The following is a 26,185-nucleotide window of genomic DNA, read 5'->3' as shown; positions in this document are numbered from 1 at the left end:
CCAAACCACCCCAGCCCCCATCCAAAGAACACCCACCCAAAGATCAGCGACTGCGCCAGATAGTTGCTGAAAGCCATTCGCCCAAGCGGCCCGACGCCGGCAAGCACCAGGCCGGCTCGCGTAAACGTGTAAAGCGCGATAACCGTGGCGCCATACCCAATGGCAAGCACCACCGGGCCAAGGGTGATCAAGACGGAGACGAGCGCCGCCCAGTCATGCCAGGGCGATGACGCCGAGGGCGGTTCAAGCAAGCTCATGCCGAACCCGCCGATCAACCCCACGATGGCCATGCCAACAAGCAATCGCCGATGACGCTCGGGTTGCCGCACCAGTCCCGTGCGCCACGCGAGTACACCAAGCAGAAACAAGCCAAACGTTCTCGGCGCAATGAAGATATGCAGCGGGATAATGCTGGGCACTTCACTCAAGTTGTATTTGACAACTTCCAGCCACGAACCATGCGCATAGACCGCTGTTGCGGTTTGCACGCGATCCTGCAGCCACGCCTGGCTTGGCCAGAAAAAGTCGTCGGGGATGAAGAACGGGAGTGCGGCGTAGAGGGCTAGGCCGAGTGCCGAGGTGATGACGAGCACTCGCGTGGGGAGATACAGGAACGGCAGCACCAGCAGTCCGATCAGCGCGTACTCGGTGAGGATGTCGCCGTTCCAGATGAAGCACAGATGGATAAGGCCGAAGGCCAGTAGCGCGAGCAGTCGCCGCAGTAGCAGAACGAATCGGCGTGGCCGCGTGGCGAGTCGCTCGAACTGGATGGCCAGGCCTACGCCGAACAACAGCGAGAACAGGGCGAAGGCTTTCAGCTCCATGCCTATGCTCACGATGGCCAGCACCGCTTGGTCCAGCCATGTTCCCGTCTCTGAGGCCGGCAGGAACTGCTGGAAAATCGATACGCGGAATTCGTAGATAAGGTTGACCGACAGCACGCCGAAAAGCGCGACGCCGCGCAGCACGTCGATGGCGGCGATGCGCTGCTCGGGGCGAACGGGTTGTGCGTCGAGGGCCGGGGCTGGCTTCATGTTGCCAGCCTCACGTGTGGGTCTGGCCTACCTGGTGGCCGCCACTGGCTTCTGTCGTTGCTGCAACACCTGCGCAAGCGGCAACTCCCAAATCCCCGATTGCCCGGTGTAATACACCGTCTTGCCGTCCGGCGCGAGATGCGGGCCCCATGGGATGTCTTTGTTGATGGCGTCGCCGAGGTCGATGGGTTTGCCCCAGTGGTCGCCTTCACGGAAGGCGATGCACAGGCGGCCCAGGCCGCCTTTGACTTTGCCGTAATCGAACACGATGAAGGATTGGTCGGCGGCTACGGCGGGGTCGTGGATGGAAACGGTGGCGTCGCCGACGCCGGCGCTGGTGGGCGGAAGGTAGTGGCCGTCGCGATAGTCGGAGCGCCACATGTGCATGATCTTTGCGTCGGTGTCCCAGCGCAGGAAGTAGAGCGTGCCGTCGGCGGCGAGGCTGGCGAAGTCGATGAAGGCGTCGTTGTTCACCACGGGGCCGAGCCACACGGGTTCGCCCCAGCCATCGCCCTTGCGTTCCACTTTCCAGATGTTGGCGCCGGGCGCGGCTTTGCCGCCGCCGAAGTAGTTCTGCACCAGCGGTTTGCCGTCGGGTGTGATGGGGCGGTCGGAGTCGAACAGCAGGTAGCTGCCATCGGGCGCCACCAGCGGATCTTGATCGAACCATTGGCCGGAGAAGCTCGCCACTTGCGGCTTGGTCCAGGTGCCATTGACCTTGTGCGAGATCAGTATGGTTTTGTGCGGGCCTTCGCTGCGGTCGAAGAACACCGTGTTGCCGTCGGGTGTGAAGGCGAGCGTGTCGTCGCTGTCGGCATTGATGATGCCGTTCAATGTCACCAGCCTGGGCGTGCCCACGGCGGGTTCGGCGGCGAATGCACGTGGTGCAAGCAGGTATGCGCAAACGGCAACACACAGCGAACAGGCGATCAGCGGCGCGCTTTTCATGAAGTGACCTCGCGAGTGAACTTTGAACGGGTTTTGCAACGGGTCCAAGCAACATGCGGGTCGCCAACATGGGGCGAGCCGTGCTTCCTTTCGGGTGAATCTCCTGGGCGGGCAGGTTATGCCTGGATGGAGGCGCGTCACGCCTGCCGGAAGTCACCCGTTTGAGGTGTGAAGAATCGGGGTTTGGGGCGCGATGGTTTGGCGAGGGCGCGTTTGGCTGCGCCCGAATGGCGCGTTGCGGCGTTGAATCACCATGGTTCCGCTGGGTGTGGCGCACCGTATGCAATACGGCGCGCCACAGGGGCGATCAACAGGCGTGCGAGTACCTCGCGTCGGTGCGTGGCCGACTAATCCATGCTTTGACAGTGCGCTGCGCGGTTCGCGCTGTCCGTACTGGTCGGCCTTGCGCTCATCGATGATCCGCCCGTCTCTGCATGCCGTCCCTGCTGTGTCGCATGCAGAGTCACGCGTCGCCGTCCGTGGGCAGCGCGGTTGTCACCTAAGCGGGTCGAGAGCGTGGGAAGCGCGGCGCCGTGCGGGCGCCGTGTCAGGTTCGCCCTATGCGAACTGTCGGGGATGGAAGCGTGGTAGTCGTCTTGCAGGAAAGACGCGCGTGCGCGTGCCGTATGATCCGGCGTAGCCATGATCAACTCCTTATCAGTTGTTGATGGTCAGCGGGTCGTGTGGGCGGCTACCCATGCGACCCGCGCTACTTGCAGCATTGCTGCTGGCTGCCCGCAAACCCCGTCCGAAGACCCCGCGAGCAACGCGACCAACGTAGCAAAGGCGGCTCACGCGCGATGTAGGGATTCATCACTCTCGCTATCGGGGTGAGCGTCGCATTGAAGTCAGTGCTGTTGCCTTCTGGCTATAGAAGTTGAGGCGCTTGCGCTTCTCCGTCAACGTTTTCGCCTTCCCGCCACTGGATACATTGAGTGATCTCGGCGTTCGCTCAAGGGTGTTGTCTGATTGTGGCCCTTCAATGCTTTGGGTAGAACCGCCTTTCGGTTCATCACAAAGACGAAGGGTCGCGCTATGCCTGCTTTGTACCTGCCGCCGAGGGTTGGCTCATGATCGGTGGCGTCATTCGCTTAGGAGATAAGACCACGGGTGGTGGCTATGTCATCACGGCGAGTGGTTTGAATACCATTGTTGAAGACAAGCCCACTGTGTTGATGGGTGACAAAGCCACATGCGCAACGCATGGCGGCGTTCGAACATTTATCGAGGGATGCCAAAGCTGGTTGACCAGCGGCAAGGGCACCGTGATCGAGGGGCACAAGCTCAGCTGCGGATGTCACGCCATCAGCACGGTGCCTGATTCCTTTGTTCTGGAAGACGTCACCGGCGGATCTGGTGCCGCGATGCTTCGCTCGGCGGCGCAGGTCATGGGTCAGGAGGTACAGGAAGTTATCGACGGTGGCCGCGCACATACCCGCTGGTTGCTGGTGCGCGATAGCACAACGGGTGATCCGTTGCCCAACCATCCATTTATGGTCGATGTGGATGGCGTCATGCAACACGGGCGAACAGATGCGCAGGGCTATGCACAGGTGGTGGCGCCTGCGCCAACAACAGTTTCCATCCATGCGGCCTTTGTCTCGCCAGCGCGAGGCCTCAACCCCGAATTCGGAGCGTAAGCATGAGTGACTACATCCTCAGGCACTGGACGAGTGCCACGACGTCGGTGGGTAGTACGAAAGACGACGCGGTTGAGATCACGGTAAACAATCGGGCGGCTACCAGGCAGGCCATCATCGATTCGCTGGCCAAGAAAGGCTATGTGGTGGCAGAGCGCTCAGCCTGGGGTGCCAAGCCAAACAAGCCTGAGGCTAAATCCTCGCACTGGGACTACACCGACATCGTGCTGCATCACGCTGGGCGTAGTTATTCCTGTAGTGCCGGTATTCAAGGCGCTGTCGAGCAGATGAAGAGGGCGCAGGAAACTGATATGTCATCCAGCCAGCACTTTGAGGACATCGGATATCACTACGGGATTTCCTGTGCGGGTGACATCCTAGAGGGTCGCGATGTTCGCCTTGTCGGTGAGCATGTGTCTTTTGGAAACACGGGCAAACTGGGGATCGTTCTTTTAGAGAATCTAGCGGTGGCAGGAGAGGGTTGGACTCACGAATACAGCAAAAAGCCATTGGAGAAAAAGGCTCGCGATACGGCGAACATCGCCCGGGATGCAACCGCTTTTAATAGTCAAATAGCCCCTGTTTCACAAACACGGGCGCTTCAGGCGCTGGTTGAGACGTTGCGGACATTTTTCAATATAAACAGCTTGGGCGGCCACCGGGAGTATCAAATGCTTGTGGGTGCCGGGGGGCGGGCTTGTCCGGGCAGATATGGCATGGACGTCGTCAACTGGCTACGGCAAGTGAGTGGACTTTCGGCGCCGTGAGGAACTTCATCGTTTGGCTCATCGTCACCGTTTTATGTATCGCCATGTCAGGGTTGGCGTGGCGCTATTTTTATGGAGTGGAGCTAGTTCCTGGCGATCATGAGACAGGGACAATCAAGCAGGAATTCCTGAAGCACGCGCGAACTTGGCAATACGAATTTCGCAATCCAGCATTTGAACATCACGATGTAACTCCGCTAGAGAAGCTCTCGGCGAGACAAAAAGCAGTGCTGATTGAGTTCTGTAAGGTACGTTACGGCGTAAGTGTTGCTGAGTTGTGCTATCGACAATTTTGCCAGGGAGAGCCGCGGGCTAGCGATGGTTGTGCTCTGTATTTGGCCCCTTTCAATGTCAAGGAGGCAGGGAACATTGTGCGGAGACATCATGAATAGTTGTCGATTGCGTGCCGTCGCGTAATGAGGAAAATTTTTGCGTTGGTTGCCGTTACGGCTCTATTGCTTGTTTTCGCGGAGATTGTTTGGCGTTACTTCTACGGTGTAGAGCTAATTCCTGGCGATCATGAAGTGGGAACAATCGCGCACGACTTCCTAAAGCATCAGCGGACTTGGCAATACGAATTTCGTAATCCGGCTTATTCCAGATATGACGTTGTGCCGCAGAGCGACTTATCACCTTCCGAACGGGCAGGGCTTATCGAGTTTTGCAAAGTGCGTTATGGCATTGCGGACGTCGAATTTTGCTATCGAGAGTTCTGTCGAGACACTGTCGGTGACCATGGTGGTTGCGCCCCGTACTCAGTGCGTAGCCACTCCGAGTCAGAGTAGACCGGGAGTCCGAAAGGTGCATGGAAATAGATCGGTCGCCAAAGGGTGTTGAGCGAAGAGCGCCTAGCAAGGAAATGGTTGCATCTTGGGGTGATGCTCAAATGCGTGCTTGTGGTTCTTTCGTTTGTCACAGCCACCATTGTTTGGCACTACTTTTATGGTGTCGAGATCTTCTATGAGGAGCATGAAACGCAGGGAGTACCGTTTCTGAAGCAGCGAAGTACTTGGCGGTACGAGTACCATAATCCCGCCATTACTGGTTATGGAGTGACACCGATGAATAAGTTGTCGCCTGCTGAGAAAATCGCTTTCTTAGATTTTTGCGCCGTTCGCTACGGGACCGAAGACATTGAGCTCTGCTATCAGGAGACATGTAAGGGCACCTTGGAAGTGGATCTCACGGATGGTTGCGAGCCTTATTCGGTGGCTGGTCGCGCGAGACGGCGCCAGGCTAGCGCGCCCTTGCAGCGTAACTAGCCGTCAAATGATGGATGGCGAGCGAGTGCCTGATTAGCTGGAGCGGTTGCCGCTTGCAGTTCATTCCGTCAGCTGTGTGGCTGCACCCGCAATGATCAATTTCATGCTTTCCTTGTAGCGTCGATCGAATTGATCGAACAGCACGGCGCCGGCCTTGCGCATGAACGGAAACTTGGTGGCATCCAGTTCGCTGTTGCGCTGTTCCAGGTCGTAGTCGGGCGAGCGTTCGCCGGGGCGCGGGAACACGGCTTGTTCTTCCACCACAAAGCTCAGCGTGAACATGTAGACGGTGCTCATCAGCACCACGGCCTGGCGATGGGTGAGGCCGGCTTGCACCAGGTGCGAGCCGATGTGCTCGGTGGTTTCCTGGAACAGGGCGTTGGTAAGGCGTGAGCCTTCCACCATGCGTCCGCCATCGCGGACCTTGAGCAGGTGCTTCCTCAGGCCCTGGCCGAAGGCCATTACCCAGGCAGGCCAGTCGCTGGTGTTCCTGGTGGGCACCAGATCGTCGCGCGCCTCGGCCAGCACCAGGGTGGCCATCTCGTTGATCAGCGCCTCCTTGCTCTTGAAGTGCCAATAGAGCGTGGGCGCCTGAATGCCTAGCCGTGTGGCCAGCTGGCGCAGCGTGAGGGCTTCCAGTCCAATCTCGTCCAGCAACGCCAATGCCGTCTGAACGATGAGCTCACGATTCACTTTCATGGCAGGTTCTCCTGATTGCAAATCAAATCTAACACGGTTAGAGTGAATCTAACAACGTTAGACTTTACTTGGAGGTGGATCATGAAAGCAGCAGTGGTTTTTGAAGCGGGGCAATCACCCCGATTCGCGGATTTCCGCGAGCCCGTGGCCGGTGCCGGGGAAGCATTGATTTCGGTGTGCGCCTCGGCGTTGAGCCAGTTCACGCGTTCACGCGCGGCAGGTACGCACTACAGCGCCAAGGCGCAGTTTCCCGTGGTCGCCGGGTCGGACGGCGTGGGCGTAACGGCGGATGGTCGCCGCGTGTACTTCGCCTTGCCCGAAGCGCCGTTCGGCGGCATGGCCGAGCGTGTGCCCATGCCGGCATCGCGTTGCGTGGACATACCGGCCGGCATCGACGACGTGACGGCCGCAGCCATCGCCAACCCGGGCATGTCCGCGTGGGCGGCGCTGGTAAGTCGCGCCGGCATCAAGAAGGGCGACGTGGTGTTGATCAACGGCGCCACCGGCAGCGCGGGCACGCTGGCCGTGCAGCTGGCCAAATACCTGGGCGCATCCAAGGTCATTGCCACGGCGCGCAACAAGGCGGCGCTGGAAAACGTGAAGGCACTCGGCGCCGACAAGGTGATTGCGTTCGACCTTGACCATGACGCGCACGGTGCCTACGAATTCGAGGACGCGTTGAAACAGCAGTTCGCGCAGGGCGTGGATATCGTCGTCGATTACCTGTGGGGCAAGAGCGCCGAAATCATCATGACCGCCATTGCCAAGGCCGTAGAAAACGGCTCGCCCGTGCGCTTCGTGCACGTGGGTGCATCCAGCGGTTCGGAGATCGTGCTGCCCGGCGCCGCGCTGCGCTCCTCGTCCATCGTGTTGATGGGCAGCGGCATCAAGAGCGTATCCCTGGCCGACATGCTGGCCGCGGTTCGCGGCGTGTACGAGGCTTACGGTGAAGTCCACCTGCAGATGGCGACCAAGGCGGTGCCGCTGGCCGATGTCGAGCGGGCGTGGACGGCGGATGCGGGGCGGGCGAGGGTGGTGTTTGTGGTTTGAGCAGGGTGGTATGCAGCGGTCGTGTGGACACCGTTTCATTGCCTGATACCCGCAGGGTGATCGGGTTCACAGGATTCGCAAGAAATGACTGCCCGACGCCGCGAGGTCACCAACCTGACATAAGCCACCCCTAGGTTCCCCGCACCACACTTTTGCGGGGAACACCATGTCGCGCCTTGGCTATTGGCTGCTTGTTGTTGGCTTCTTCGTTTCCGGTGCATCGTACGCGGGCACGGCGTGCCCGAATTTCTTCGTTGCAGGTTCCGCGCCCGCGCTGGATGCATCGCTGCTGAGCCGCACGACGGAGGTTTGCCACACCGAGTACGTGTTGTTTGCGTCGGGTGTGACCAAGGGTCCGCTTTATTCGGCCGAGCATTTGACGGCTGCGCAGATTGCGGGCGCCAATTCGATCAGTCGCAGCGGCTCGTGGCACCAGGAAACCGGTATTCCGGCGGCCGATCGCTCGCAGTCCTCGGACTATACGAACAGCGGTTATGACCGCGGTCACATGACGCCGGCAGGTGATCCCTCGACGGTGGCATCCGAAGACGAAACGTTTTCCATGGCCAACGTGGTGCCTCAGCTGCATGTACTGAATGCGGGCGAGTGGGAAAAGATCGAGGAATACGTGCGCAACCTTGCCACGCAGCGGGGCGAGGTGTACGTGGTGACCGGCCCGGCATTCGCCACGGATTCGGTGCCCACCATCGGCAAGGACGCGGTGGCTGTTCCGGCTTATACGTGGAAAGCCGTGTATGAGCCGGGCGTGGGTGCGGCTGCCTTTCTTTGCACCAATGTCACCAACTACACGTGCGCCGTCGTCTCGATGGATGACGTAAAGACGATGTCCGGTGTCGATCCGTTTCCGTCGCTGTCTTCATCGATGAAGGCCAATCCCATTGGTTTGACGTTGCCGTAAGGCACCATCGAGCGTCACGTTTCATGGCGCAGGGCGAGTGGTGATGCTCGCCCTGCGTTTCGCGTGATGTGTGGTGACGGAATTTAAGGGCGACGCACCCTCGTGTGCCTGGCAAGGGTGCCGGGCCACCCCTTATGGCACTGGGTATGGTGCCCGCTGCTTGCGACAGTGCGCCCGTGGGTCCGCTACCGGAGACGCGCGCATGCGTCGTGCATTGAAGATTGTCGCAGCACTTTCCATGGCCATGGCTTCGTCCAGCGCATCGGTGGCGCTTGCTGCCGAAGCGCCCAAGCCGGTTTCCGTGCCGCTGATGGCCTGGTCGAACGGTCACGACACGGTGCCTGTTTTCATCAACGGCGTTGGGCCTTATCCCTTCATCCTCGACACGGGCGCCGACGGCACGGCGGTGTATCAGTGGTTTGCCGATCAGATCAAGCTGCCGAAGGTGGAGGGTGCGGATCAGGACCTTTCCGGGCAGACCGGCTCGTCGCGCGTGTCGATGTATCGCCTGGACACGCTGGCGCTTGGCGGCGTGCAGAAACGCATCGATCAGGCGTATGCGTTGCCGGCCAGAAAGGACTCGGGTGGCCAGGCCGGCGTAGTGGGCAATGATGTGATGGACGACGCGGTGGTGGTTTTCGATTTTCCGTGCCGCAAGGTCACCATCTACCCCAAGCCGGTGGATGCCAGGAGCCTGGCTGGGCCGAATGCGCATGCCCTGCATACCGGCGTCGATGAAGGCAGTACGCTGCTTACGTTTCCGGTGTCGCTCAACGGCGTGACCGGCACGGCCATCCTGGATTCCGGTTCGCGGCAAACGCGCATCACGCAGGGCTTTGCACGCAAGGCGGGCATCGATCCCGCGTCTGCGTCGTTTCACGATGATGCGGCCATTTTCGGTACAAGCATGAACGAGCTCGTGCCGCGCACGGGGCCGGTCGGCGAGCTTCAATTCGCCGGCATGACGTTGAAGAACGTCACGGCGCAGGTGATCGACCTGCCGGTGCTGCTGCAGGACTTCCACGGCGAGCCGGCCATGCTGGTGGGTGCCGACGTGCTGGGTCGCTACCGCCTTGTCTACGATCACGCGGCGCGCAACATCTGGTTCGATACGTCGAGCTGCCAGTCGCAGTAACCGGCGCCGTTGGGTGGCGCTGATTGGCGGCTGTGATGTGCAGCCTTTGTCATATTCACGCCAGCGAAACGCTTGCCGAAAAGGCGCGAACATTCGCAAGAACATGCCCGGTTGGCGGGCATGTTCTGTGCTACATTTTTGATCGACTCACGGGATTCCGTCCCGTCGTGTTCACGGAGATTTTCGAGCCACGTTTTACCGCGCTTTCACGGGCGGTATGTCCAGCCAGATTTCCCGGGAGCGCAAGCCATGGCACTCACCCGCCGCGAGTTCATCAAGTTCACAGGATTGGGCTTGGCCGCCTCAAGCCTCGGCATGCTCGGTTTTGGGGAGTCAGGCGTGGCGCAAGCCGCTGCCGTTCGACCCTTCAAGCTGGCCCATGCCACCGAGACGCGCAACACCTGCACGTACTGTTCGGTGGCTTGCGGCATTCTGATCTACAGCATGGGCGACCGCGCCAAGAACGCGCTGTCCAACATCATCCATATCGAGGGCGACCCGGATCATCCGGTGAATCGCGGCACGCTGTGCCCCAAGGGCTCGGCGCTGCTCGATATTGTGCATGCACCTACGCGACTGAAAGCGCCGCGCTACCGAAAACCGGGCGGCACGGAATTCGAGGAAGTGTCGTGGGATTTCGCACTCGACCGCATCGCGCGGTTGATGAAGGATGACCGCGACAAGAACTTCATCGCCAAGAACGCCGATGGCACCACGGTCAATCGCTGGATCAGCACGGGCATGCTGGCGGCGTCGGCGTCATCGAGCGAAACCTCGTTTCTCACATGGAAGGTGATGCGCTCGCTGGGCGCCGTGGTGTTCGACAACCAGGCGCGCGTCTGACACGGACCGACGGTGGCCAGTCTGGCCCCATCATTCGGTCGCGGTGCAATGACCAACACCTGGCAGGACATCAAGAACGCCAATGTCGTGATCGTGATGGGTGGCAACGCCGCCGAGGCGCATCCGTGCGGTTTCAAGTGGGTCATCGAGGCCAAGATCGAGAACGGCGCGAAACTCGTCGTGGTCGATCCGCGCTTTACGCGCACGGCATCCGTGGCCGACTACTACGCGCCGATCCGTCCGGGTACGGATATCGCGTTCCTCAGTGGCGTCATTCGCTACCTGCTGGAGAACGACAAGATCCAGCACGAATACGTGCGTTCGTACACCAACGCCAGCCTGATCGTGAAGGATGGCTTCGGCTTCGAGGACGGCCTGTTCACCGGCTACAACGAGGAAACGCGCAGCTACGACAAGACCACGTGGGATTACGACATCGGCGAGGACGGTTTCGCCCGTATCGATGACACCTGGCAGGACCCGCGTTGCGTCATCAACCTGCTCAAGAAGCACGTTTCCCGCTACACACCGGAAATGGTGTCGCGCATCACGGGGACGCCGCAGGACAAGTTCCTGCATGTGTGCGAGTTGATCGCCAGCACGTCCGCGCCCGACAAGGCCATGACCAGCCTGTTTGCCTTGGGCTGGACGCAGCACTCGGTGGGCGCGCAGAACATCCGCAACATGGCGATGGTGCAGCTGCTGCTGGGCAATATCGGCGTGGCAGGCGGCGGCATGAATGCCTTGCGCGGGCATTCCAACATCCAGGGCTTGACCGACGTTGGCCTGCTGTCCAACCAGATGCCCGGCTACATGAACCTGCCCTCGGACAAGGAGACGAATTTCGACGTCTACATGTCCACCCGCGGTTTCAAGCCGCTGCGTCCCAACCAGATCAGCTACTACCAGAACACCCGCAAGTTGTTCGTGAGCTTCATGAAGGCGCTGTATGGCGATGCGGCCACCCAGGAGAACAACTGGGCGTTCGACTGGCTGCCCAAGCTGGACATTCCGCTGTACGACATCATCAAGGCGTTCGAGATGATGAATGCCGGACAGATGACCGGCTACATCTGCCAGGGCTTCAATCCGCTGCAGGCGTTCCCGGATCGCGGCAAGATCCGCCGCGGCCTGAGCAAGCTGAAATTCCTGGTCACCATGGACCCGCTGGACACGGAAACCTCGCGCTTCTGGCAGGACTTCGGCCCGCAGAATCCCGCCGACTCGGCCAAGATCCAGACGGAAGTGTTCCAGCTTCCCGTGACGTGCTTTGCGGAAGAAAACGGTTCGCTGGTGAATTCCGCGCGCTGGTTGCAGTGGCACTGGAAGGCGGCGGAAGGCCCGGGCATCGCCCGATCCGATATCTGGATCATGAGCGGCATCTTCCATCGCCTGCGTGAGCTGTATCGCAAGGAAGGCGGCGCCTTCCCCGATCCGTTGCTCAACGTGACGTGGAAGTACACCGATCCGCTCAGTCCGGACCCGGAAGAGCTGGCGAAGGAAATGAACGGCCGCGCGCTGGCCGATCTCACCGATGCGACCACCGGCGCCGTCACCACGGCCGGCACGCTGCTCGATGGCGTTGCGCAATTGCGTGACGATGGCACCTCGGCAGCCGGCTGCTGGAGTTTCGCGGGCTGCTTCACCGAGAAGCGCAATCAGATGGCGCGGCGCGACGCCACCGACCCGCGCGAGCAGGGCATTGCGCCGAACTGGGCATGGGCGTGGCCGGCCAACCGCCGCATTCTCTACAACCGCGCGAGTGCCGACCCGGCGGGCAAGCCGTGGAACCCGGCCAAGCCGATCATTGCGTGGAACGGCACGCGCTGGGCAGGCATCGACGTGCCTGACTACACGCCCACGCTGGACCCGGCCAAGGGCGCCAGTCCCTTCATCATGAATGACGAAGGGCTGGGTCGTTTGTTTGCACGCAAGCTGATGGCGGAGGGGCCGTTCCCCGAGCACTACGAGCCGATGGAATCGCCGGTGGAAAACGTGCTTCACCCGAAGGTGAAGAACAACCCGGCGGCCCGCGTATTTGCCGACGACCGCGCCAACTTCGGCAACCCGAAAAACTTCCCGTATGTGGCCACCACGTACCGCCTCACCGAACACTTCCATTTCTGGACGAAGCACGCGCTGATCAACGCCATTCTTCAGCCGGAAGAGTTCGTGGAAGTGGGCGAGGTGCTCGCGAAGGAGAAGGGCATTGAGCAGGGCGGCTGGGTGAAGGTGTCGTCCAAGCGTGGCGAGGTGGTGTGCAAGGCCTATGTGACCAAGCGCATCAAGCCCTTGATGGTGGACGGCAAGCACACGCACGTGATTGGCGTGCCGTTGCATTGGGGCTTCACGGGCCAGGCCAGGAAGGGTTACGGCGCCAACACGCTCACGCCTTCCGTGGGTGATGCCAATACGCAGACGCCGGAATTCAAGGCGTTCCTCGTCAATATCGAAAAAACCAGCGCGCCCGTGCCGGCCTGAGGTCATCGCCATGTCCGATCTGCAATCGCAAGATTACGTACGGCGCTCCGCCTCGACCATGACGCCGCCCAAGGCGCGCAGTTATGAGGACCAGGTGGCCAAGCTCATCGACGTGAGTCGATGCATTGGCTGCAAGGCCTGCCAGTCGGCGTGCATGGAGTGGAACAACCTGCGGCAGGAAGTGGGTCATTTCGAGGGTTCGTACCAGAACCCCAACGACCTGAGCCCTGACGTATGGACGCTGATGCGGTTCGCTGAATACGAGAACGAGCATGGCAACCTGGAGTGGCTGATCCGCAAGGACGGCTGCATGCACTGCGAAGATCCGGGCTGCCTCAAGGCCTGTCCTTCGCCTGGTGCCATCGTGCAGTACGCCAACGGCATCGTCGATTTCATCAGCGACAAATGCATCGGCTGCGGCTACTGCGTGAAGGGCTGTCCGTTCGATATTCCGCGCATCAGCAAGACAGATCACAAGTCGTACAAGTGCACGCTGTGTTCGGACCGCGTGTCGGTGGGGCTGGAGCCGGCGTGCGTCAAGGCATGTCCCACCGGCGCGATCATGTTCGGCGCCAAGAGCGACATGAAGGACTGGGCGCAGGAGCGCATTGTCGATCTCAAGTCGCGCGGCTTCGAGAATGCCGGTCTCTACGATCCGCAGGCGGTGGGCGGCACGCACGTGATGTATGTGCTCCACCATGCCGACAAGCCATCGCTGTACTCGGGCCTGCCGGACAAGCCGCAGATCAGTCCGGTGGTGGAAGCGTGGAAGGGCATCATCAAGCCGCTGGCTGTGGCGGGCGTGGTGCTTGCGGCGCTATCGGGCTTCTTCCACTGGATCACGGCAGGTCCGAACGAAGTGACCGAGGAAGACGAAGCCGAAGGCGAGCGCGTGCTCGACGAAGCGGAGAAGACGCCATGAGTCGGCCCAAGACCGTCATCATCCGCTACACCATGGTGAACCGGATCAATCACTGGATTACCGCCATCTGCTTCGTGCTGCTTACGCTCTCCGGCCTGGCGATGTTTCATCCGCTGCTGTTCTGGTTGTCGGAGCTGTTTGGCGGCGGGCAGTGGATGCGCGCGGTACATCCGTGGATCGGTTGCCTGCTGTTGCTCAGCTATATCGGCCTGATCATCCAGTTCTGGCGCGAGAACCTGGTGCGTCGCGACGACATCGAATGGATGAAGGAAGTGAGGTACGTGGTCGTCAACGACGAGGAGCACGTGCCGCCGGTGGGGCGCAACAATGCCGGCCAGAAATTCGTGTTCTGGTCGATGACGTTCCTGATTCCGGTGTTGTTCTTTACCGGCCTCGTCATCTGGGAAGTCTATTTCGGCGAGGCCACGTCCATTCCGGTGCAGCGCGTCGCGGTGCTGATCCACAGCCTGGCTGCGATTGCCGCCATCCTTGTCTGGGTGGTGCATGTCTACGCTGCCATCTGGGTGCGTGATTCAGTGCGCGCCATGACGCAGGGTTACGTGACGCCGGGCTGGGCGTGGCGGCATCATCGCAAGTGGTTGTGGGAACTGGCCTCCGGCCAGCATGGCAAGACCAGCATCAGGAAGCGCCCGTGAAACAGGCAGGTACGCCGCCCGAAGGTAAATGGACCGGTCCCTCGCATGCAGGCGTCAAGGCGCCTGACCCGATTCTTCTGCCCGATGCATCGCGGCGTTTCGCGGCAACGGCGCAGCGCCTGGAGCGGCTCGCGCCCAACCACCCGATGGAGCCGTGGTTGCGATTCATGGCGAGCGTGGCGCGTGCACAACATGAGGCCGTCACATCGGTGGCGGCTGCAGGGCCACCGCGCGCCGATGTCATCGCACAGGCTGTCGACGCGCGTTTGCCGCCGCTCGCCGCGGATGGCCATCGTCGTGCCGCTTCATGGCGTGAGGGGCTGACCTTGCTGCTCGATCGCATCGACAGTGACGGTGTGCCACCGGCCGTGCTGGATGCGATGGCGCAATTGCGCGCCACCGATGCGGAGGCGCGGGAACGTCTGGCGGATCGATTCCTGCGAGGCGGTCTTGTCGCTGCGGATGCCGGCGCCGCTGTTTTCGTCGCTGCCGCATTGCAGGTTTACTTCACAGGCTTGGCAGCCAGCCTGTCGGCCGGTGATTTGCGCCTGCTGGAAGAGCGCTCGCTGTGCCCTTGCTGCGGCTCGCCATCGGTAGCGGGTGTGATCACCGCAAGCGGCATCACGCCCGGCACGCGGTATCTCCAATGCTCGCTGTGTTCCACCGCGTGGAATCACGTGCGTGCGGTATGCATTACCTGTGGCGGCACGCGCCACCTGTCATTGCAAGGCATCGAAGGCGACGAAGGCCTGGTAAAGGCGGAAACGTGCGATGACTGCCATACGTACGCCAAGCTGTTCTATCAGGTGAAGGATATGCAGATGGATGCGGTGGCGGACGACCTCGCCTCACTGGGCCTGGACATTCTGGTGATGGAGGCCGGGTACGCGCGCCACGCGCCCAATCCATTGCTGCTGATGGGCGAGGAAGAAGCCGTCGTCGACGAAGAACCCTGAAACAACGCCACACTTCTCCCTCTCCCCTCCGGGGAGAGGGCCGGGGTGAGGGGCGGGTGCTCGCCAAATCGCTTCAACTCTGCCGCCGACATTGCCTCGTCAGCGCAAACCCAACACCGGCGCCAACGCCCCCGCCAGCAACCCCACGCAAACCACACCCACCGTCACCATGGCCAGCACACGCCACGGAAACGAGCGCGCAAGCATGGCACGCGACGGCAGGCTCACCGGCGGCAGCGTCACCAACAGCGCCGCCGCAGGTCCCACGCCCAATCCCAGCGCCAGCATGGCCTGCACGATCGGCACTTCGCCGGCCGTGGGAAGCACGCACAGGGTGCCGGCAATGGCGAGCGCAAGAATCCAGAGCCATTGGTCGCCGACGCCCGGGCCGATGTGCGGAAACATCCATGCGCGCACCGCGCCAAGCAACAGCACGATGATCACGTACTCGGGAATCAATCGCAGCGCCATCTGACCGAAGATGCGTGCCCAGCGTGTGCACACTTGCCCCAAGGTAAGCGGCTCCGCTTCCACGGGCTCCACGACAACGGCAGTGACCGGTCCGGCAAGGCGATTGGCAAGCCAGCCCAGGCCGAATACCAGCGGTATGCCCAGTGCGATGCGGAGCACCGTCCAGTTCCAGCCGAGCACGAAGCCCGTGAATATCAGTGTCGCGGGATTGAGCGTGGTGTTGCCAAGCCAGAACGCCATGGCGGCGCCGGGCGCGGCCTGATGCTTGCGCAGGCCCACGACCACGGGCGCGGCGCAGCAGGTGCACATCATGCCCGGCACGGCGAGGATGCCTCCCGCCATCACGCTGCTGAAACCCCGGCCGCCCAGTGCGCGCTGCACCCAGTTCACCGGCAGCAGGGCCTGTATGCCCGAGCCAAGCAAAAGCCCAAGCACCATCGCCTGCCAGATGGCCTTGCCGTAGGCGAGCGCATAACCCAGGGCCGCCTGCCACGACGGTGCGGGCGGACTCGCCGCGTCGCCCATCAGGATGGAATGTCCAATCGAGTGCTGGCTGGCCGCGACAAACGCGCGACCGTAGTACGGGTGCCACTTCACATAGAACAGGCCGGCAACGGCCAGCAGGACAAACACCAGAAAGCGCACGTTGCGCGCGGTGTGCACGGCAGCAGTCATGACTACCCTCGCAGGCATGGTTGGCACATCACGGCCCAGACTGGGCACGACATTGCCCACCAGGAACCGCACGCGGGCTGCGCTGCGGAGGGGCAGGGAACCGGATGGCGGCAAGCGCATCCGGTGCGAGCATCATGCTACGGCTTGGCGATGTCGTCACCTTGTGACGCGCGGGCGCCGCCTTGACCATGCCCGGTCTGGCGCCGCAGCATAGGTCGCATCCCAGCCTTCGTTGCCCCGCTTCACCGGACGGGCAACGCCACAGGACAAGCGCCATGGCCGAACCCGAGGTGTCCGCGCTACGCCAGCTGCCCGCCGTTGCCACGGTGCTGGCAACCGCAGGGGCATCGCTGTTGCTGGAGCACCACGGACGCATCGCCACCACCAACGCCATCCGGCAGGCCGTTGACGAGGCCCGCGACGTACTGCGCGTGTCGCCCGGAAAGGCGCCCGATGCCGACGCCCTGGCGCAGCGTGCCGGGGAGCTGCTCGAGAGTCGCACGCACCGCCTGCGGCCCGTGTTCAACCTGACCGGCACCGTGCTGCACACCAACCTTGGCAGGGCCGTGCTTGCGGAGGCGGCCATCGAGGCGGCGGTGGATGCCATGCGCCATGCCGTGGCGCTGGAGTACGACCTGACGGATGGCGTGCGCGGCGAGCGCGACGATCACGTGCGCGAGCTGCTGTGCGAGCTGACCGGCGCCGAAGACGCCACCGTGGTCAACAACAATGCGGCCGCCGTGTTGCTTTGCCTCAATACGTTCGCGCTGGGTCGCGAGGCCATGGTGTCGCGCGGTGAGCTGATCGAGATAGGCGGCGCCTTTCGCATGCCCGACATCATGGCGCGCGCCGGTGCGCAGATGATCGAGGTGGGCACGACCAATCGCACGCACGCGGCCGATTATCGTGATGCATTCAATGAGCGCACCGGGATTGCGCTGAAGGTGCACACGTCGAATTACCGTATCCAGGGCTTCACGGCCGAGGTGGGTGCGCGCGAGCTCGCGCCCATGGCTGATGCCGCTGGCGTGCCGCTGCTCAACGATCTCGGCTCCGGCAGCCTGGTCGACTTGTCGCGTTATGGGTTGGCGAAAGAGCCTACGGTGAGGCAGGCCGTGGAAGAGGGCGCGTCGCTGGTCACGTTCTCCGGCGACAAGTTGCTCGGCGGACCGCAGGCGGGTTTCATCGTGGGGCGTCGTGACCTGATCGCGCGCATCAACCGCAATCCGCTGAAACGCACGTTGCGCGTGGACAAGATGCGCCTCGCCGCCATCGAAGCCACCTTGAACCTGTATCGCGAGCCGGACCGTCTTGCTGAGCGGCTGCCTACGCTGCGTTTCCTGGGTCGTGCTCCGTCGGACATCCAGGATCAGGCGCAGCGCCTGCTGCCCGTTGTGGCCGCATCGCTGGGCCATGCTTTCGTGGTGGACGTGGACGATTGCCAAAGCCAGATCGGCTCCGGTGCACTGCCGCTGGATACGCTGGACAGCGCGGCGCTGCGCATTCGCCCGCAAGGCAGCCAGCGCGCGCTGGAACGCCTGGCTGGCGAGTTGCGCGCACTGCAGCGCCCGATCATTGGCCGTGTCGCCGACGGCGCGTTGTGGCTGGATCTGCGTTGCCTGGACGTGTCGGACGAGGCCGCCTTCATTGCGTCACTCGCGCAGCTTGATGTCGAAAGCGTGGCTGCGCACGGTTCATGATTGTCGGCACGGCGGGTCACATCGATCACGGCAAGACATCCCTGGTGCGCGCACTCACCGGCGTGGATGGCGACCGCCTGAAGGAAGAGAAGGCGCGCGGCATCACCATCGATCTGGGGTTTGCCTACCTGCCCATGGATGACCAGCTCATCCTTGGCTTTGTCGATGTGCCCGGCCACGAACGTTTCGTGCACACCATGGTGGCCGGGGCCAGCGGCATCGATTTCGCGCTGCTGGTGGTGGCGGCCGACGATGGCGTGATGCCGCAAACGCTGGAACATCTGGCGATACTCGATTTGCTCGGCATCAGGCGCGGTGTCGTCGCGCTGACCAAGGCCGACCTTGTCACGCCGGAGCGTTTGCGTGAAGTCACCATGGAAATTCGCGAGGTGCTGGCGAGCACATCGCTTGCGAATGCCGATGTGATGACCGTGTCTTCCCTGTCGGGCATCGGCATCGATGCGCTGCGATATCGTTTGGTGGCTGAAGCGCGGGATTTCCAGGAGCGAGCTGCGGACGGCCGCTTTCGCATGGCCATCGATCGCGTGTTTACGCTGCCTGGCATTGGCGTCGTGGTAACGGGTGCCGTGTTGTCCGGCACGGTAAGCATCAAGGATCAGGTGCTCATCAGTCCGTCCGGGCTTTCGGCGCGCGTGCGTTCGGTGCATGCGCAGAATCGCCCCACTGGCCTTGGGCGCGCCGGTGATCGTTGCGCGCTCAACTTGGTTGGAGAGGACATCAGCAAGGATGCGATCCATCGTGGTGACATGGTGGTGGACCCCTCGCTGCACGCGCCCACCGATCGCATCGACGCCCGTGTGCGGCTGCTGTCGGACGAACCCAAGGCCATCGGTCAGTGGTTTCCCGTGCGACTTCACCATGGCGCCGTCGAAGTGGGCGCGCGACTGGTTCTGCTGGAGGGCGACCAACTTGCGCCGGGCGGCGAGGCGGATGTCCAGTTGGTGCTGGATCATCCGATAGCGGCGGCTGCGCTCGATCGTTTCGTGCTTCGCGACGTTTCCGCGCGGCGCACGATGGGTGGCGGTCAATTCATCGACTTGCGCGCGCCCTCACGGCAGCGACGCACGGTGGAGCGATCGGCCCAGCGCAGCGCATTGGCTCGGGCGAGCGCGCCTGATGCATGGGCTGCGTTGCTTGAAACGCCTCCCTTCGCCTGGGATTTGGCGGCATTCGGGCGCGACCGCGCGCTGTCCGCCGCCGGGCTCGATGACATCACGGCAGCGTTGTCGCTGGTGATGTTCGAAGCAGCCGGGCAGCGCGTCGCCATGACACGCCCGCACTGGCTGACTTTCGTGGATAGCCTGATCTCATGTCTTGAGGCCTTTCACGCCAACAACCCTGATGCCCAGGGCATGGGGCGTGAAAAGCTGAGGCTTGCGTTGCGCACGCGCCTGCCCGCGCCGGCGTTTGCCCTGGCGCTGCAGCACTACGACCTGGCGACACGCATCGTGCGTGACGGTGCCTTCGTACGCCTGGCCAGTCATTCGCCGCAATGGCCCGCGGGTCGTGAAGCCCTATGGACGTCCATCGCGCCGCGGCTCGGTGGCGACGAACGATTCCGTCCACCCCGCGTGCGCGATGTGGCCAGCCTGCTGCGATACCCCGAACAGGATGTTCGTGACGCCCTGAAATTTGCCGCGCGGCTCGGCTTGGTGGACGAAGTGGCGCACGATCACTTCTTTCTGCGCGACACCATGCACGAGATGGTGATGATCGCCGTTGACGTCGCTGCGCAGGCCGAGGACGGCCGATTCACGGCAGCCCAGTTTCGGGACCGTCTCGACAACGGCCGTAAAGTCGCCATCCAGATACTGGAATTTTTCGACAGGCAGGGTGTTACGCTCAACCGTGGCACGCTACGCAGAATCCAGGCGCGGTACGTCGACCTGTACGGCCCCGCCACCGTTGCAAGCGCATCGCATGGAAGAGAATCGTCTCCGGTGGGGCGTCCGGACTTCAAATCCGGGTGAGGCAGCCAGACTGTCTCGGGTGGGTTCGACTCCCATTCTCTTCCGCCACCTTGCAGTGGCTGCTCACACGACGTCGATGCCGGGCTCGCCAGCGGTTGCGGTGCCGATGATGCTTGCGGCGGGATAACCTGCGGCTTCGATCAATTGGCGGATGGCTTCGGCGCGCTCCGGCTTGCACGCCGCCAGCAGGCCGCCGGAAGTTTGTGGATCGGTGAGCAGCGCGCGACGCCAGTCCGGCAGGCTGTCCGGCAACACCACATCGTGGCCGTAGCTGTTCCAGTTGCGCTGCGACGCTCCCGTGATGTGGCCGGCCTGCGCGAGCGACTCAGCCTGCTTGAACCACGGAATGCGCGGCAGCTGAAGGGTCAGGCGCAGACCGCTGGCGCGCGCCATTTCCATGCCGTGTCCCAGCAGGCCGAAGCCCGTTACGTCGGTGATGGCGTGGACGTCATCGTCCTTGGCCAGTTCGGCGCCAATGCGATTGAGCAGCGTGGTGGAGGCAAGCATCTCCTGATAGGCGTCGTCGGGCAGCGCCTGCTTCTTGAACGCGGCGGAGTAAATGCCGACACCGATGCCCTTGGTCAGGATCAACGCATCGCCAGCACGCGCCCCGCCATTGCGCCGGACCTGGGCGGGGGAGCACAGGCCGATCACGGCCAGGCCATAGATGGGTTCGGCGGAGTCGATGGAATGGCCACCCGCGACCGGGATGCCGGCATCGGCGCAGGCGGCATCACCACCGGCAATAATGTCACGCACCGTCGCCACGTCCATCTTGTTCAACGGCATGCCGAGGATGGCGAGCGCCATGATGGGCTTGCCGCCCATGGCGTAGATGTCGGATATCGCATTGGTTGCTGCGATGCGCCCGAAATCGTGCGGGTTGTCGACAACCGGCATGAAAAAATCGGTGGTGGCAATGACGCAGGTGTTTTCATCGACCTGCCATACCGCGGCGTCGTCGCTGGATTCGGTGCCCACCAGCAGGGATGCGAAAGGCGCCATGGCGGGCTTGTTGGCAAGCAACTGTTGCAGCACGGAAGGCGCAAGCTTGCAGCCGCACCCGCCGCCATGGGCGAGATCAGTCAACCGAACGGACGTCATGCCAGGGCCTTCGATGCGATGGTCTGTGGGCAGCATAGCGAAATGCGTGGGCGCGAGGTGTTGCGAATGTCGTGCAGCGATGCGCGGCAAGGTGTGCGCGCCCATTTCCCCTCACCGTCATTCCGGCGCAGGCCGGAATCCAGCGCCTTTATGCTCGGTTGTCGCGAAACGCCAAGCCATGAAGGCCTTGCGCTACGACCCAATACCACCGCCACTGGATTCCGGCCTGCGCCGGAATGACCGTGAGGGAAACATGTGCTCGAGGTGGCCTAACGGGACGTCCAGGCGCACTTGAGTGCGTCAGTGCGAAGTGACACGATCCCAGCGATGAGCAGCACGACCGCCGATGCCAGCACACTGCGCGACCTGGCCCGCTTGCGTCGCGTTCGCGACCGCATGGATCGCGAGTACGCGCAGCCGCTGGATGTGGAAGCCCTTGCACGTGGCGTTCACATGTCGGCAGGGCACCTCAGCCGCCAGTTCAAGCTGGCTTACGGCGAGTCGCCTTACTCCTATCTCATGACGCGTCGCATCGAGCGCGCGATGTCGCTGCTGCGCCTTGGCGACATGAGCGTCACCGATGTGTGCTTCACCGTGGGTTGCTCGTCGCTGGGCACGTTCAGCACGCGCTTTACGGAATTGGTGGGCATGTCGCCGAGTACTTACCGGCGACAGGAAGGGCAGGCCACGCAGGGCATTCCTTCTTGTGTGGCCAGGCAGGTGACGCGACCGATCAGGAATCGAGAAGCGTCGGCCGGCGAGCCGGAACTAGACTGATCGCCGTTGTCAATCACCAAGAGACTGCAGACATGGACATTTCCATCCACTCGAGCTTTCTGCCGCAGAACGATCCGGATGCCGCGCTGGCGTTCTATCGCGATACGCTGGGCTTCGAAGTGCGCAACGATGTGGGCTACAACGGCAAGCGCTGGATCACGGTGGGGCCTGAAGGCCAGCCCGGGACGTCCATCGTGCTTTATCCGCCCGAGGCCAGCCCCGGCATCACCGACGACGAACGCCGCACCATCGCCGAGATGATGGCGAAGGGCACGTTCGGCATCATCCTGCTGGCCACGAAAGACCTTGCCGGCACCTTCGAGCGGTTGCAGGCCCGCGATGCGGACATCGTGCAGGAACCGACCGATCAGCCGTATGGCGTGCGCGACTGCGCCGTGCGCGATCCGGCGGGCAACATGATCCGCATCCAGCAATTGCGCTGAGCCGATTCATCGACCTCTGAGGGCCACGGGAGCACCCATGAACGCATCGGAACGCATTGATCAGTTGATCGAAGGAATCACCGACTGGCGTGGCAAGACATTTGCCGATGTGCGCAAGGCCATCCTTTCCGCCGACAAGGCGATCATTGAAGAGTGGAAATGGAAGGGCAGCCCGGTGTGGTCGCGCGACGGCATGATCGCCGTGGCGAATGCGCACAAGGAGAAGGTGAAGATCACTTTCTCCCATGGCGCCAAGCTGGATGATCCGGACAAGCTGTTCAACGCGGGGCTCGATGGCGGCACATGGCGTGCCATCGATCTTTACGAAGGCGACAAGCTCGACAAGGCCGCGCTGAAGCGTCTTGTGCAGGCGGCCATCGCGTTCAACCAGGCGAAGCTGAAGAAGAATGCGCCGGCCAAGAAAGCGGTGGCCAAACGCGCCGCAATCACGCCAGCCAAGACGGCGCCTGCGAAAAAGGCTGCCCAAAAGGCGACTTCGAAGACCGCCAAAAGCACGCGGACGACAGCCAGGGCCAAGGGCGGCTGATATCTCCCGTCGGAAGGGTTGGATCATGGCTCTGCCGGGAATAAAACTGACGGGCGGGGTGTCGTTGCTACGGATGCCTGGTGCTGGGGCAGTCGCGCACAGGGTGCGCTCCCACAGTGTCGATTGGTCTTGTGGGAGCGCACCCTGTGCGCGACGTGACGCGCGCGACGCGTTGCCGCACCGATTAAAAGGGTGCCGAAAGCGGGCGGGCATGCGATCATGTCTGGAGCCTACTCAAGGGTTGGGAAAGGGTTGATCACGCGCAGGACATCACGGCGTTTCGTTGCATGGCTGGCTGTTGCCGCCATGTGGCTGCTGGTGGCTGCGCCCACGGTTTCCCGTGTACTGCCCGCTTGGGGCGTGGCGAGCGCCGATGCGTCGCACGCCATGCATGGCGACGCCATGTCCGGCATGCCGGGCATGGAAGGCATGGCCATGCACGACATGGCCAGCATGCCGCACGCCCCGCAGACGCCGGGCGATCCGGTCCACTCCATGGACCAGTGCGGCTATTGCGTATTGCTGGGCCATTCGCCGCTGCTTTCCGGCGGGGTCGTGGCTCTTCTTCTTGCTGCGCCGCTGCCGGCGCCCGCACCAGCCGCAACCTTTGCTGCGTCGTGGCATGCGCAGCCATTGCTGAGTGCACATCCGCGGGGGCCGCCATCCGCTCGGCTGGGATGACGGTTTGAACGAAGGGTGCCTGCGCCTGCAGGCTGCCGTTCGTCTTCGATGCAAACACGGGGGAAGGGCAGAGGCTCGCCGCACGGCGCCGCCTTGCCCATGCTCCGTGTCTGCCTGCGCCCACCAGGCGTTGCGTTGCAACGCTGGCACAACGGATTCATGTCATGCGCTTTTCCCTGATGCGCGGAGCGGCCCTTGGATGGCCGCTCTCGCTGCTTGCTTCTTCCCTTGCCCTGGCCGTGGATGGCCCGGCACCGGCCCCCTCTGAAAGCGAGGTCACCAGTCTCAAGGCCGTCAAGGTGACGGCGGACACGCAAACGCTTGCGGCACCCGGTTTTCCCGCCACGTTGGCGGCGGTGCCGGCGGAGCGCGTCGAGGCCACCATCAATGCGGTGGATGTGGAGGATGCGGCGAAATACCTTCCCAGCATTTTTATCCGCAAACGCAACTACGGCGACACGCAGCCGGTGCTTGCCACGCGTACCTGGGGTCTCAACTCCAGCGCACGCACGCTGGTTTACGTGGACGACATTCCGATCTCGGCCCTGATTGCGAACAACAACACCATCGGAGCGCCGCGCTGGGGCATGACCTCGCCCGAGGCCATCGACCACATCGACATGATGTACGGGCCGTTCTCGGCGGCGTATGCGGGCAACGCGATGGGCGGCGTGATGCACATCGTCACGCGCATGCCCGACAAGACCGAGGTGACCATCAAGCAGACCGAGGCCGTGCAGTCGTTCGACCTGTACGGCACGCACGACAACCTCAGCACCAGCCAGACCAGCCTGACGGCGGGTGGGCGCAGCGGCAATCTCGGCTGGTTTTTCGGTGCGAGCGCGATGAACAGCTTCAGCCAGCCGCTGTCGATGATCACGGGTGCGACGACTCCCGCCGGCACAAGCGGCACCGTCCCGGCACTCAACAAGCTGGGGCAGGTGGCGAACGTTTACGGCGCGGGCGGCCTGCTGCACACGCGCATGCTCAATCTCAACGGCGAACTGACGTACGACATCACGCCGCAATGGAAGGCCACCTATCTGGTGGGTTACTGGAGCAACCATGGCCAGTCGGATACCGACACTTATCTGTCCGACGCCAGTGGTGCGCCCACGTTCGGCAAAGTGGCGGGATTTGCCAGCAATACCTATGACCTCAGCGCGCATCACCTGATGCAGGGCCTGTCGGTGAAGTCGGATACCAAGGGCGACTACGACGGCTCACTTGTCGTGACCCACTACGCCTTCCTGAAGGACAACCAGTGGCAGCCAGCCGGCGTCACCACAGGCACGGACGTCACCACCAATGGACGCCTGGCCAGCTATGGCGGCACGCAGTGGTCGACGGCGGACGCCACGGGCATCTGGCGTCCGCAGGGCGTGGGCGGCGATCACGAAGTGTCGCTGGGGGCGCATGCCGACCAGTACGAGTTGAACAACCCCACGACCAACCTGGCTGACTGGCAGGACCCGTCGAGCCTCACCACGCTGTATTCGACGGGGCGCGGCAAGACGCAGACGCAGGCGCTGTGGCTGCAGGACGCGTGGCGGTTCGCGCCCGACTGGCTGTTGACCCTGGGCGGCCGCTACGAGTGGTGGAAGGCCAGCGATGGCTACAACTTCAGCGGCAAGACGGCCGTGCAGCAGCCTGTCGAGAAAGCGGACGGCTTTTCTCCCAAGGCCACGCTGCAGTGGAACGTCGCGACGGATTGGCGCATCACGGGTTCGCTGGCCAAGGCGATTCGCTTTCCTACGGTGGGAGAGCTGTATCAGCTGGTGCAGACGGGCTCCACGTACAGCGTGCCCAATCCCGACCTGAAGCCGGAAACGGCGCGCAGTGGCGAACTGGCCGTGGAGCACGCCATTGAGCAGGGCATGTTGCGCGTGTCGCTGTTCCAGGAAAACACGAAGAACGCACTGGTCTCGCAAACATCCACCTTGCCCAACGTGGCCGTGCCGGTGACGTATGTGATGAACGTCGGCGAGCTGCGCAACCGTGGCATCGAGCTGGTCGCGCAGAAGGACAATGTGCTGATTCGCGGGCTGGAGTTGTCCGGCAGCGTGACGTTCGTGGACTCCACCATCCTGTCCAACGACAGTTTTGCCAGCAGCACGGGCACGACATCGGCTGGCAAGCACGCACCTTACGTACCTCGCTGGCGTGCAACCGCAGTGGCGACGTATCGGCCCGACGCCGCTTGGGCGTTTACGCTTGCGGGGCGCTACAGCGGGAAGCAGTACTCGACGCTGGACAACACGGACGACACGCCGCACGTGTTCGGCGCGTTCGACAAGTTCACGGTGTTCGACGTGCGTGCGCACTACCAGATCAACGACCATCTGGCAGCGTCGTTCGGCATCGACAACTTCACCAACGAGAAGTACTTCCTGTACCACCCGTTCCCGCAGCGCACGTATGTGGCGGATCTGAAACTGAGTCTGTGATGGCGCGTGGCGTCCAGTCGCGCACAGGGTGCGCTCC

Annotated in this window: 20 protein-coding genes and 1 tRNA gene; 16 read left to right on the top strand and 5 right to left on the bottom strand. The window is 62.6% G+C overall.

Annotation, left to right across the window (positions count from 1 at the left end; translation table 11 throughout):
• On the bottom strand, positions 1-1,034 hold a 1,034-nt coding region (locus DK366_RS16190; RefSeq protein ID WP_109126599.1), incomplete at its 3' end, for a DUF418 domain-containing protein.
• 27 nt (positions 1,035-1,061) lie between these two features.
• Positions 1,062-1,982: a PD40 domain-containing protein gene (locus DK366_RS16185; RefSeq protein ID WP_109126598.1), complete on the bottom strand. Its 921-nt coding sequence runs from the start codon at positions 1,980-1,982 to the stop codon at positions 1,062-1,064.
• A 1,070-nt stretch (positions 1,983-3,052) separates the two neighbouring features.
• Between DK366_RS16185 and DK366_RS16180 the strand changes: the two genes are divergently transcribed.
• Both DK366_RS16180 and DK366_RS16175 read left to right on the top strand, forming a co-directional pair.
• The gene (locus DK366_RS16180; RefSeq protein WP_109126597.1) at positions 3,053-3,622 is read left to right on the top strand and encodes a PAAR domain-containing protein; all 570 of its coding nucleotides are present in this window, start codon (positions 3,053-3,055) and stop codon (positions 3,620-3,622) included.
• Between the two features lie 2 nt (positions 3,623-3,624).
• Positions 3,625-4,389, top strand: a complete 765-nt coding sequence (locus tag DK366_RS16175) for an N-acetylmuramoyl-L-alanine amidase (RefSeq protein WP_109126596.1) — start codon at positions 3,625-3,627, stop codon at positions 4,387-4,389.
• Positions 4,390-5,711: 1,322 nt separating this feature from the next.
• On the opposite strand, the gene DK366_RS16165 is transcribed toward DK366_RS16175, so the two are convergent.
• Positions 5,712-6,350, bottom strand: a complete 639-nt coding sequence (locus DK366_RS16165) for a TetR/AcrR family transcriptional regulator C-terminal domain-containing protein (protein WP_109126594.1) — start codon at positions 6,348-6,350, stop codon at positions 5,712-5,714.
• An 81-nt stretch (positions 6,351-6,431) separates the two neighbouring features.
• Here DK366_RS16165 and DK366_RS16160 point away from each other — a divergent pair, with 81 nt between their 5' ends.
• The 7 genes from DK366_RS16160 (at position 6,432) to fdhE (ending at position 15,312) form a co-directional block, all read left to right on the top strand.
• The gene (locus DK366_RS16160) at positions 6,432-7,400 is read left to right on the top strand and encodes a zinc-binding dehydrogenase (RefSeq protein WP_109126593.1); all 969 of its coding nucleotides are present in this window, start codon (positions 6,432-6,434) and stop codon (positions 7,398-7,400) included.
• Between the two features lie 166 nt (positions 7,401-7,566).
• On the top strand, positions 7,567-8,319 hold the full coding sequence (locus DK366_RS16155; RefSeq protein ID WP_109126592.1) for a DNA/RNA non-specific endonuclease: 753 nt from the start codon (positions 7,567-7,569) through the stop codon (positions 8,317-8,319).
• Positions 8,320-8,521: 202 nt separating this feature from the next.
• A complete protein-coding gene (locus tag DK366_RS16150; protein ID WP_109126591.1) occupies positions 8,522-9,454 on the top strand; it encodes a retroviral-like aspartic protease family protein in 933 nt (310 codons plus the stop codon).
• A gap of 249 nt (positions 9,455-9,703) precedes the next feature.
• Positions 9,704-12,778, top strand: coding sequence for a formate dehydrogenase-N subunit alpha (gene fdnG / locus DK366_RS16145; RefSeq protein ID WP_109126590.1), 3,075 nt, complete (start codon positions 9,704-9,706; stop codon positions 12,776-12,778).
• 10 nt (positions 12,779-12,788) lie between these two features.
• The gene (fdxH, locus tag DK366_RS16140; protein WP_109126589.1) at positions 12,789-13,700 is read left to right on the top strand and encodes a formate dehydrogenase subunit beta; all 912 of its coding nucleotides are present in this window, start codon (positions 12,789-12,791) and stop codon (positions 13,698-13,700) included.
• Positions 13,697-14,356, top strand: coding sequence for a formate dehydrogenase subunit gamma (locus DK366_RS16135; protein WP_109126588.1), 660 nt, complete (start codon positions 13,697-13,699; stop codon positions 14,354-14,356). Before fdxH ends, DK366_RS16135 begins: the two co-directional genes overlap by 4 nt.
• A complete protein-coding gene (gene fdhE, locus DK366_RS16130) occupies positions 14,353-15,312 on the top strand; it encodes a formate dehydrogenase accessory protein FdhE (RefSeq protein ID WP_109126587.1) in 960 nt (319 codons plus the stop codon). The genes DK366_RS16135 and fdhE overlap by 4 nt, the downstream gene beginning before the upstream one ends.
• A gap of 99 nt (positions 15,313-15,411) precedes the next feature.
• Here the strand turns inward: fdhE and DK366_RS16125 are convergent, their stop codons facing one another.
• A complete protein-coding gene (locus DK366_RS16125; protein ID WP_109126586.1) occupies positions 15,412-16,458 on the bottom strand; it encodes a permease in 1,047 nt (348 codons plus the stop codon).
• A gap of 275 nt (positions 16,459-16,733) precedes the next feature.
• Between DK366_RS16125 and selA the strand changes: the two genes are divergently transcribed.
• Both selA and DK366_RS21300 read left to right on the top strand, forming a co-directional pair.
• Positions 16,734-18,158 (top strand): L-seryl-tRNA(Sec) selenium transferase, encoded by a 1,425-nt coding sequence (gene selA, locus DK366_RS16120; RefSeq protein WP_109126585.1) that lies wholly within the window; start codon positions 16,734-16,736, stop codon positions 18,156-18,158.
• A 1,943-nt stretch (positions 18,159-20,101) separates the two neighbouring features.
• Positions 20,102-20,197, top strand: a tRNA-Sec gene (locus tag DK366_RS21300).
• Positions 20,198-20,212: 15 nt separating this feature from the next.
• Here DK366_RS21300 and selD read toward each other — a convergent pair.
• Positions 20,213-21,253 (bottom strand): selenide, water dikinase SelD, encoded by a 1,041-nt coding sequence (gene selD, locus DK366_RS16110; RefSeq protein WP_109126605.1) that lies wholly within the window; start codon positions 21,251-21,253, stop codon positions 20,213-20,215.
• A gap of 327 nt (positions 21,254-21,580) precedes the next feature.
• Here selD and DK366_RS16105 point away from each other — a divergent pair, with 327 nt between their 5' ends.
• From DK366_RS16105 to DK366_RS16085, 5 genes are all read left to right on the top strand, one after another.
• The gene (locus tag DK366_RS16105) at positions 21,581-22,030 is read left to right on the top strand and encodes a helix-turn-helix transcriptional regulator (protein WP_109126583.1); all 450 of its coding nucleotides are present in this window, start codon (positions 21,581-21,583) and stop codon (positions 22,028-22,030) included.
• A 32-nt stretch (positions 22,031-22,062) separates the two neighbouring features.
• On the top strand, positions 22,063-22,473 hold the full coding sequence (locus tag DK366_RS16100) for a VOC family protein (RefSeq protein ID WP_109126582.1): 411 nt from the start codon (positions 22,063-22,065) through the stop codon (positions 22,471-22,473).
• Positions 22,474-22,510: 37 nt separating this feature from the next.
• Positions 22,511-23,020: a DUF1801 domain-containing protein gene (locus DK366_RS16095; RefSeq protein ID WP_109126581.1), complete on the top strand. Its 510-nt coding sequence runs from the start codon at positions 22,511-22,513 to the stop codon at positions 23,018-23,020.
• Positions 23,021-23,239: 219 nt separating this feature from the next.
• Positions 23,240-23,701: a DUF2946 domain-containing protein gene (locus tag DK366_RS16090; RefSeq protein ID WP_109126580.1), complete on the top strand. Its 462-nt coding sequence runs from the start codon at positions 23,240-23,242 to the stop codon at positions 23,699-23,701.
• Positions 23,702-23,865: 164 nt separating this feature from the next.
• Positions 23,866-26,148: a TonB-dependent receptor gene (locus tag DK366_RS16085; protein ID WP_109126579.1), complete on the top strand. Its 2,283-nt coding sequence runs from the start codon at positions 23,866-23,868 to the stop codon at positions 26,146-26,148.
• The last annotated feature ends 37 nt before the right edge of the window (positions 26,149-26,185 follow it).

Source organism: Dyella sp. C11 (assembly GCF_003121485.1).
In the GTDB taxonomy this organism is placed as follows: Bacteria; Pseudomonadota; Gammaproteobacteria; order Xanthomonadales; family Rhodanobacteraceae; genus Dyella.
This window is presented reverse-complemented; position numbering and strand designations above follow the sequence as displayed.

Excerpts from the sequence above, each read along its gene's own strand:
- selD (WP_109126605.1), bottom strand. The coding sequence starts at position 21,253 with ATGACGTCCGTTCGGTTGACTGATCTCGCCCATGGCGGCGGGTGCGGC.
- DK366_RS16175 (WP_109126596.1), top strand. The coding sequence starts at position 3,625 with ATGAGTGACTACATCCTCAGGCACTGGACGAGTGCCACGACGTCGGTG.
- DK366_RS16185 (WP_109126598.1), bottom strand. The coding sequence starts at position 1,982 with ATGAAAAGCGCGCCGCTGATCGCCTGTTCGCTGTGTGTTGCCGTTTGC.
- DK366_RS16095 (WP_109126581.1), top strand. The coding sequence starts at position 22,511 with ATGAACGCATCGGAACGCATTGATCAGTTGATCGAAGGAATCACCGAC.
- DK366_RS16125 (WP_109126586.1), bottom strand. The coding sequence starts at position 16,458 with ATGACTGCTGCCGTGCACACCGCGCGCAACGTGCGCTTTCTGGTGTTT.
- DK366_RS16150 (WP_109126591.1), top strand. The coding sequence starts at position 8,522 with ATGCGTCGTGCATTGAAGATTGTCGCAGCACTTTCCATGGCCATGGCT.
- DK366_RS16105 (WP_109126583.1), top strand. The coding sequence starts at position 21,581 with ATGAGCAGCACGACCGCCGATGCCAGCACACTGCGCGACCTGGCCCGC.
- DK366_RS16165 (WP_109126594.1), bottom strand. The coding sequence starts at position 6,350 with ATGAAAGTGAATCGTGAGCTCATCGTTCAGACGGCATTGGCGTTGCTG.
- DK366_RS16100 (WP_109126582.1), top strand. The coding sequence starts at position 22,063 with ATGGACATTTCCATCCACTCGAGCTTTCTGCCGCAGAACGATCCGGAT.
- selA (WP_109126585.1), top strand. The coding sequence starts at position 16,734 with ATGGCCGAACCCGAGGTGTCCGCGCTACGCCAGCTGCCCGCCGTTGCC.
- DK366_RS16090 (WP_109126580.1), top strand. The coding sequence starts at position 23,240 with ATGTCTGGAGCCTACTCAAGGGTTGGGAAAGGGTTGATCACGCGCAGG.
- DK366_RS16160 (WP_109126593.1), top strand. The coding sequence starts at position 6,432 with ATGAAAGCAGCAGTGGTTTTTGAAGCGGGGCAATCACCCCGATTCGCG.
- DK366_RS16135 (WP_109126588.1), top strand. The coding sequence starts at position 13,697 with ATGAGTCGGCCCAAGACCGTCATCATCCGCTACACCATGGTGAACCGG.
- DK366_RS16155 (WP_109126592.1), top strand. The coding sequence starts at position 7,567 with ATGTCGCGCCTTGGCTATTGGCTGCTTGTTGTTGGCTTCTTCGTTTCC.
- DK366_RS16180 (WP_109126597.1), top strand. The coding sequence starts at position 3,053 with ATGATCGGTGGCGTCATTCGCTTAGGAGATAAGACCACGGGTGGTGGC.
- DK366_RS16085 (WP_109126579.1), top strand. The coding sequence starts at position 23,866 with ATGCGCTTTTCCCTGATGCGCGGAGCGGCCCTTGGATGGCCGCTCTCG.
- fdxH (WP_109126589.1), top strand. The coding sequence starts at position 12,789 with ATGTCCGATCTGCAATCGCAAGATTACGTACGGCGCTCCGCCTCGACC.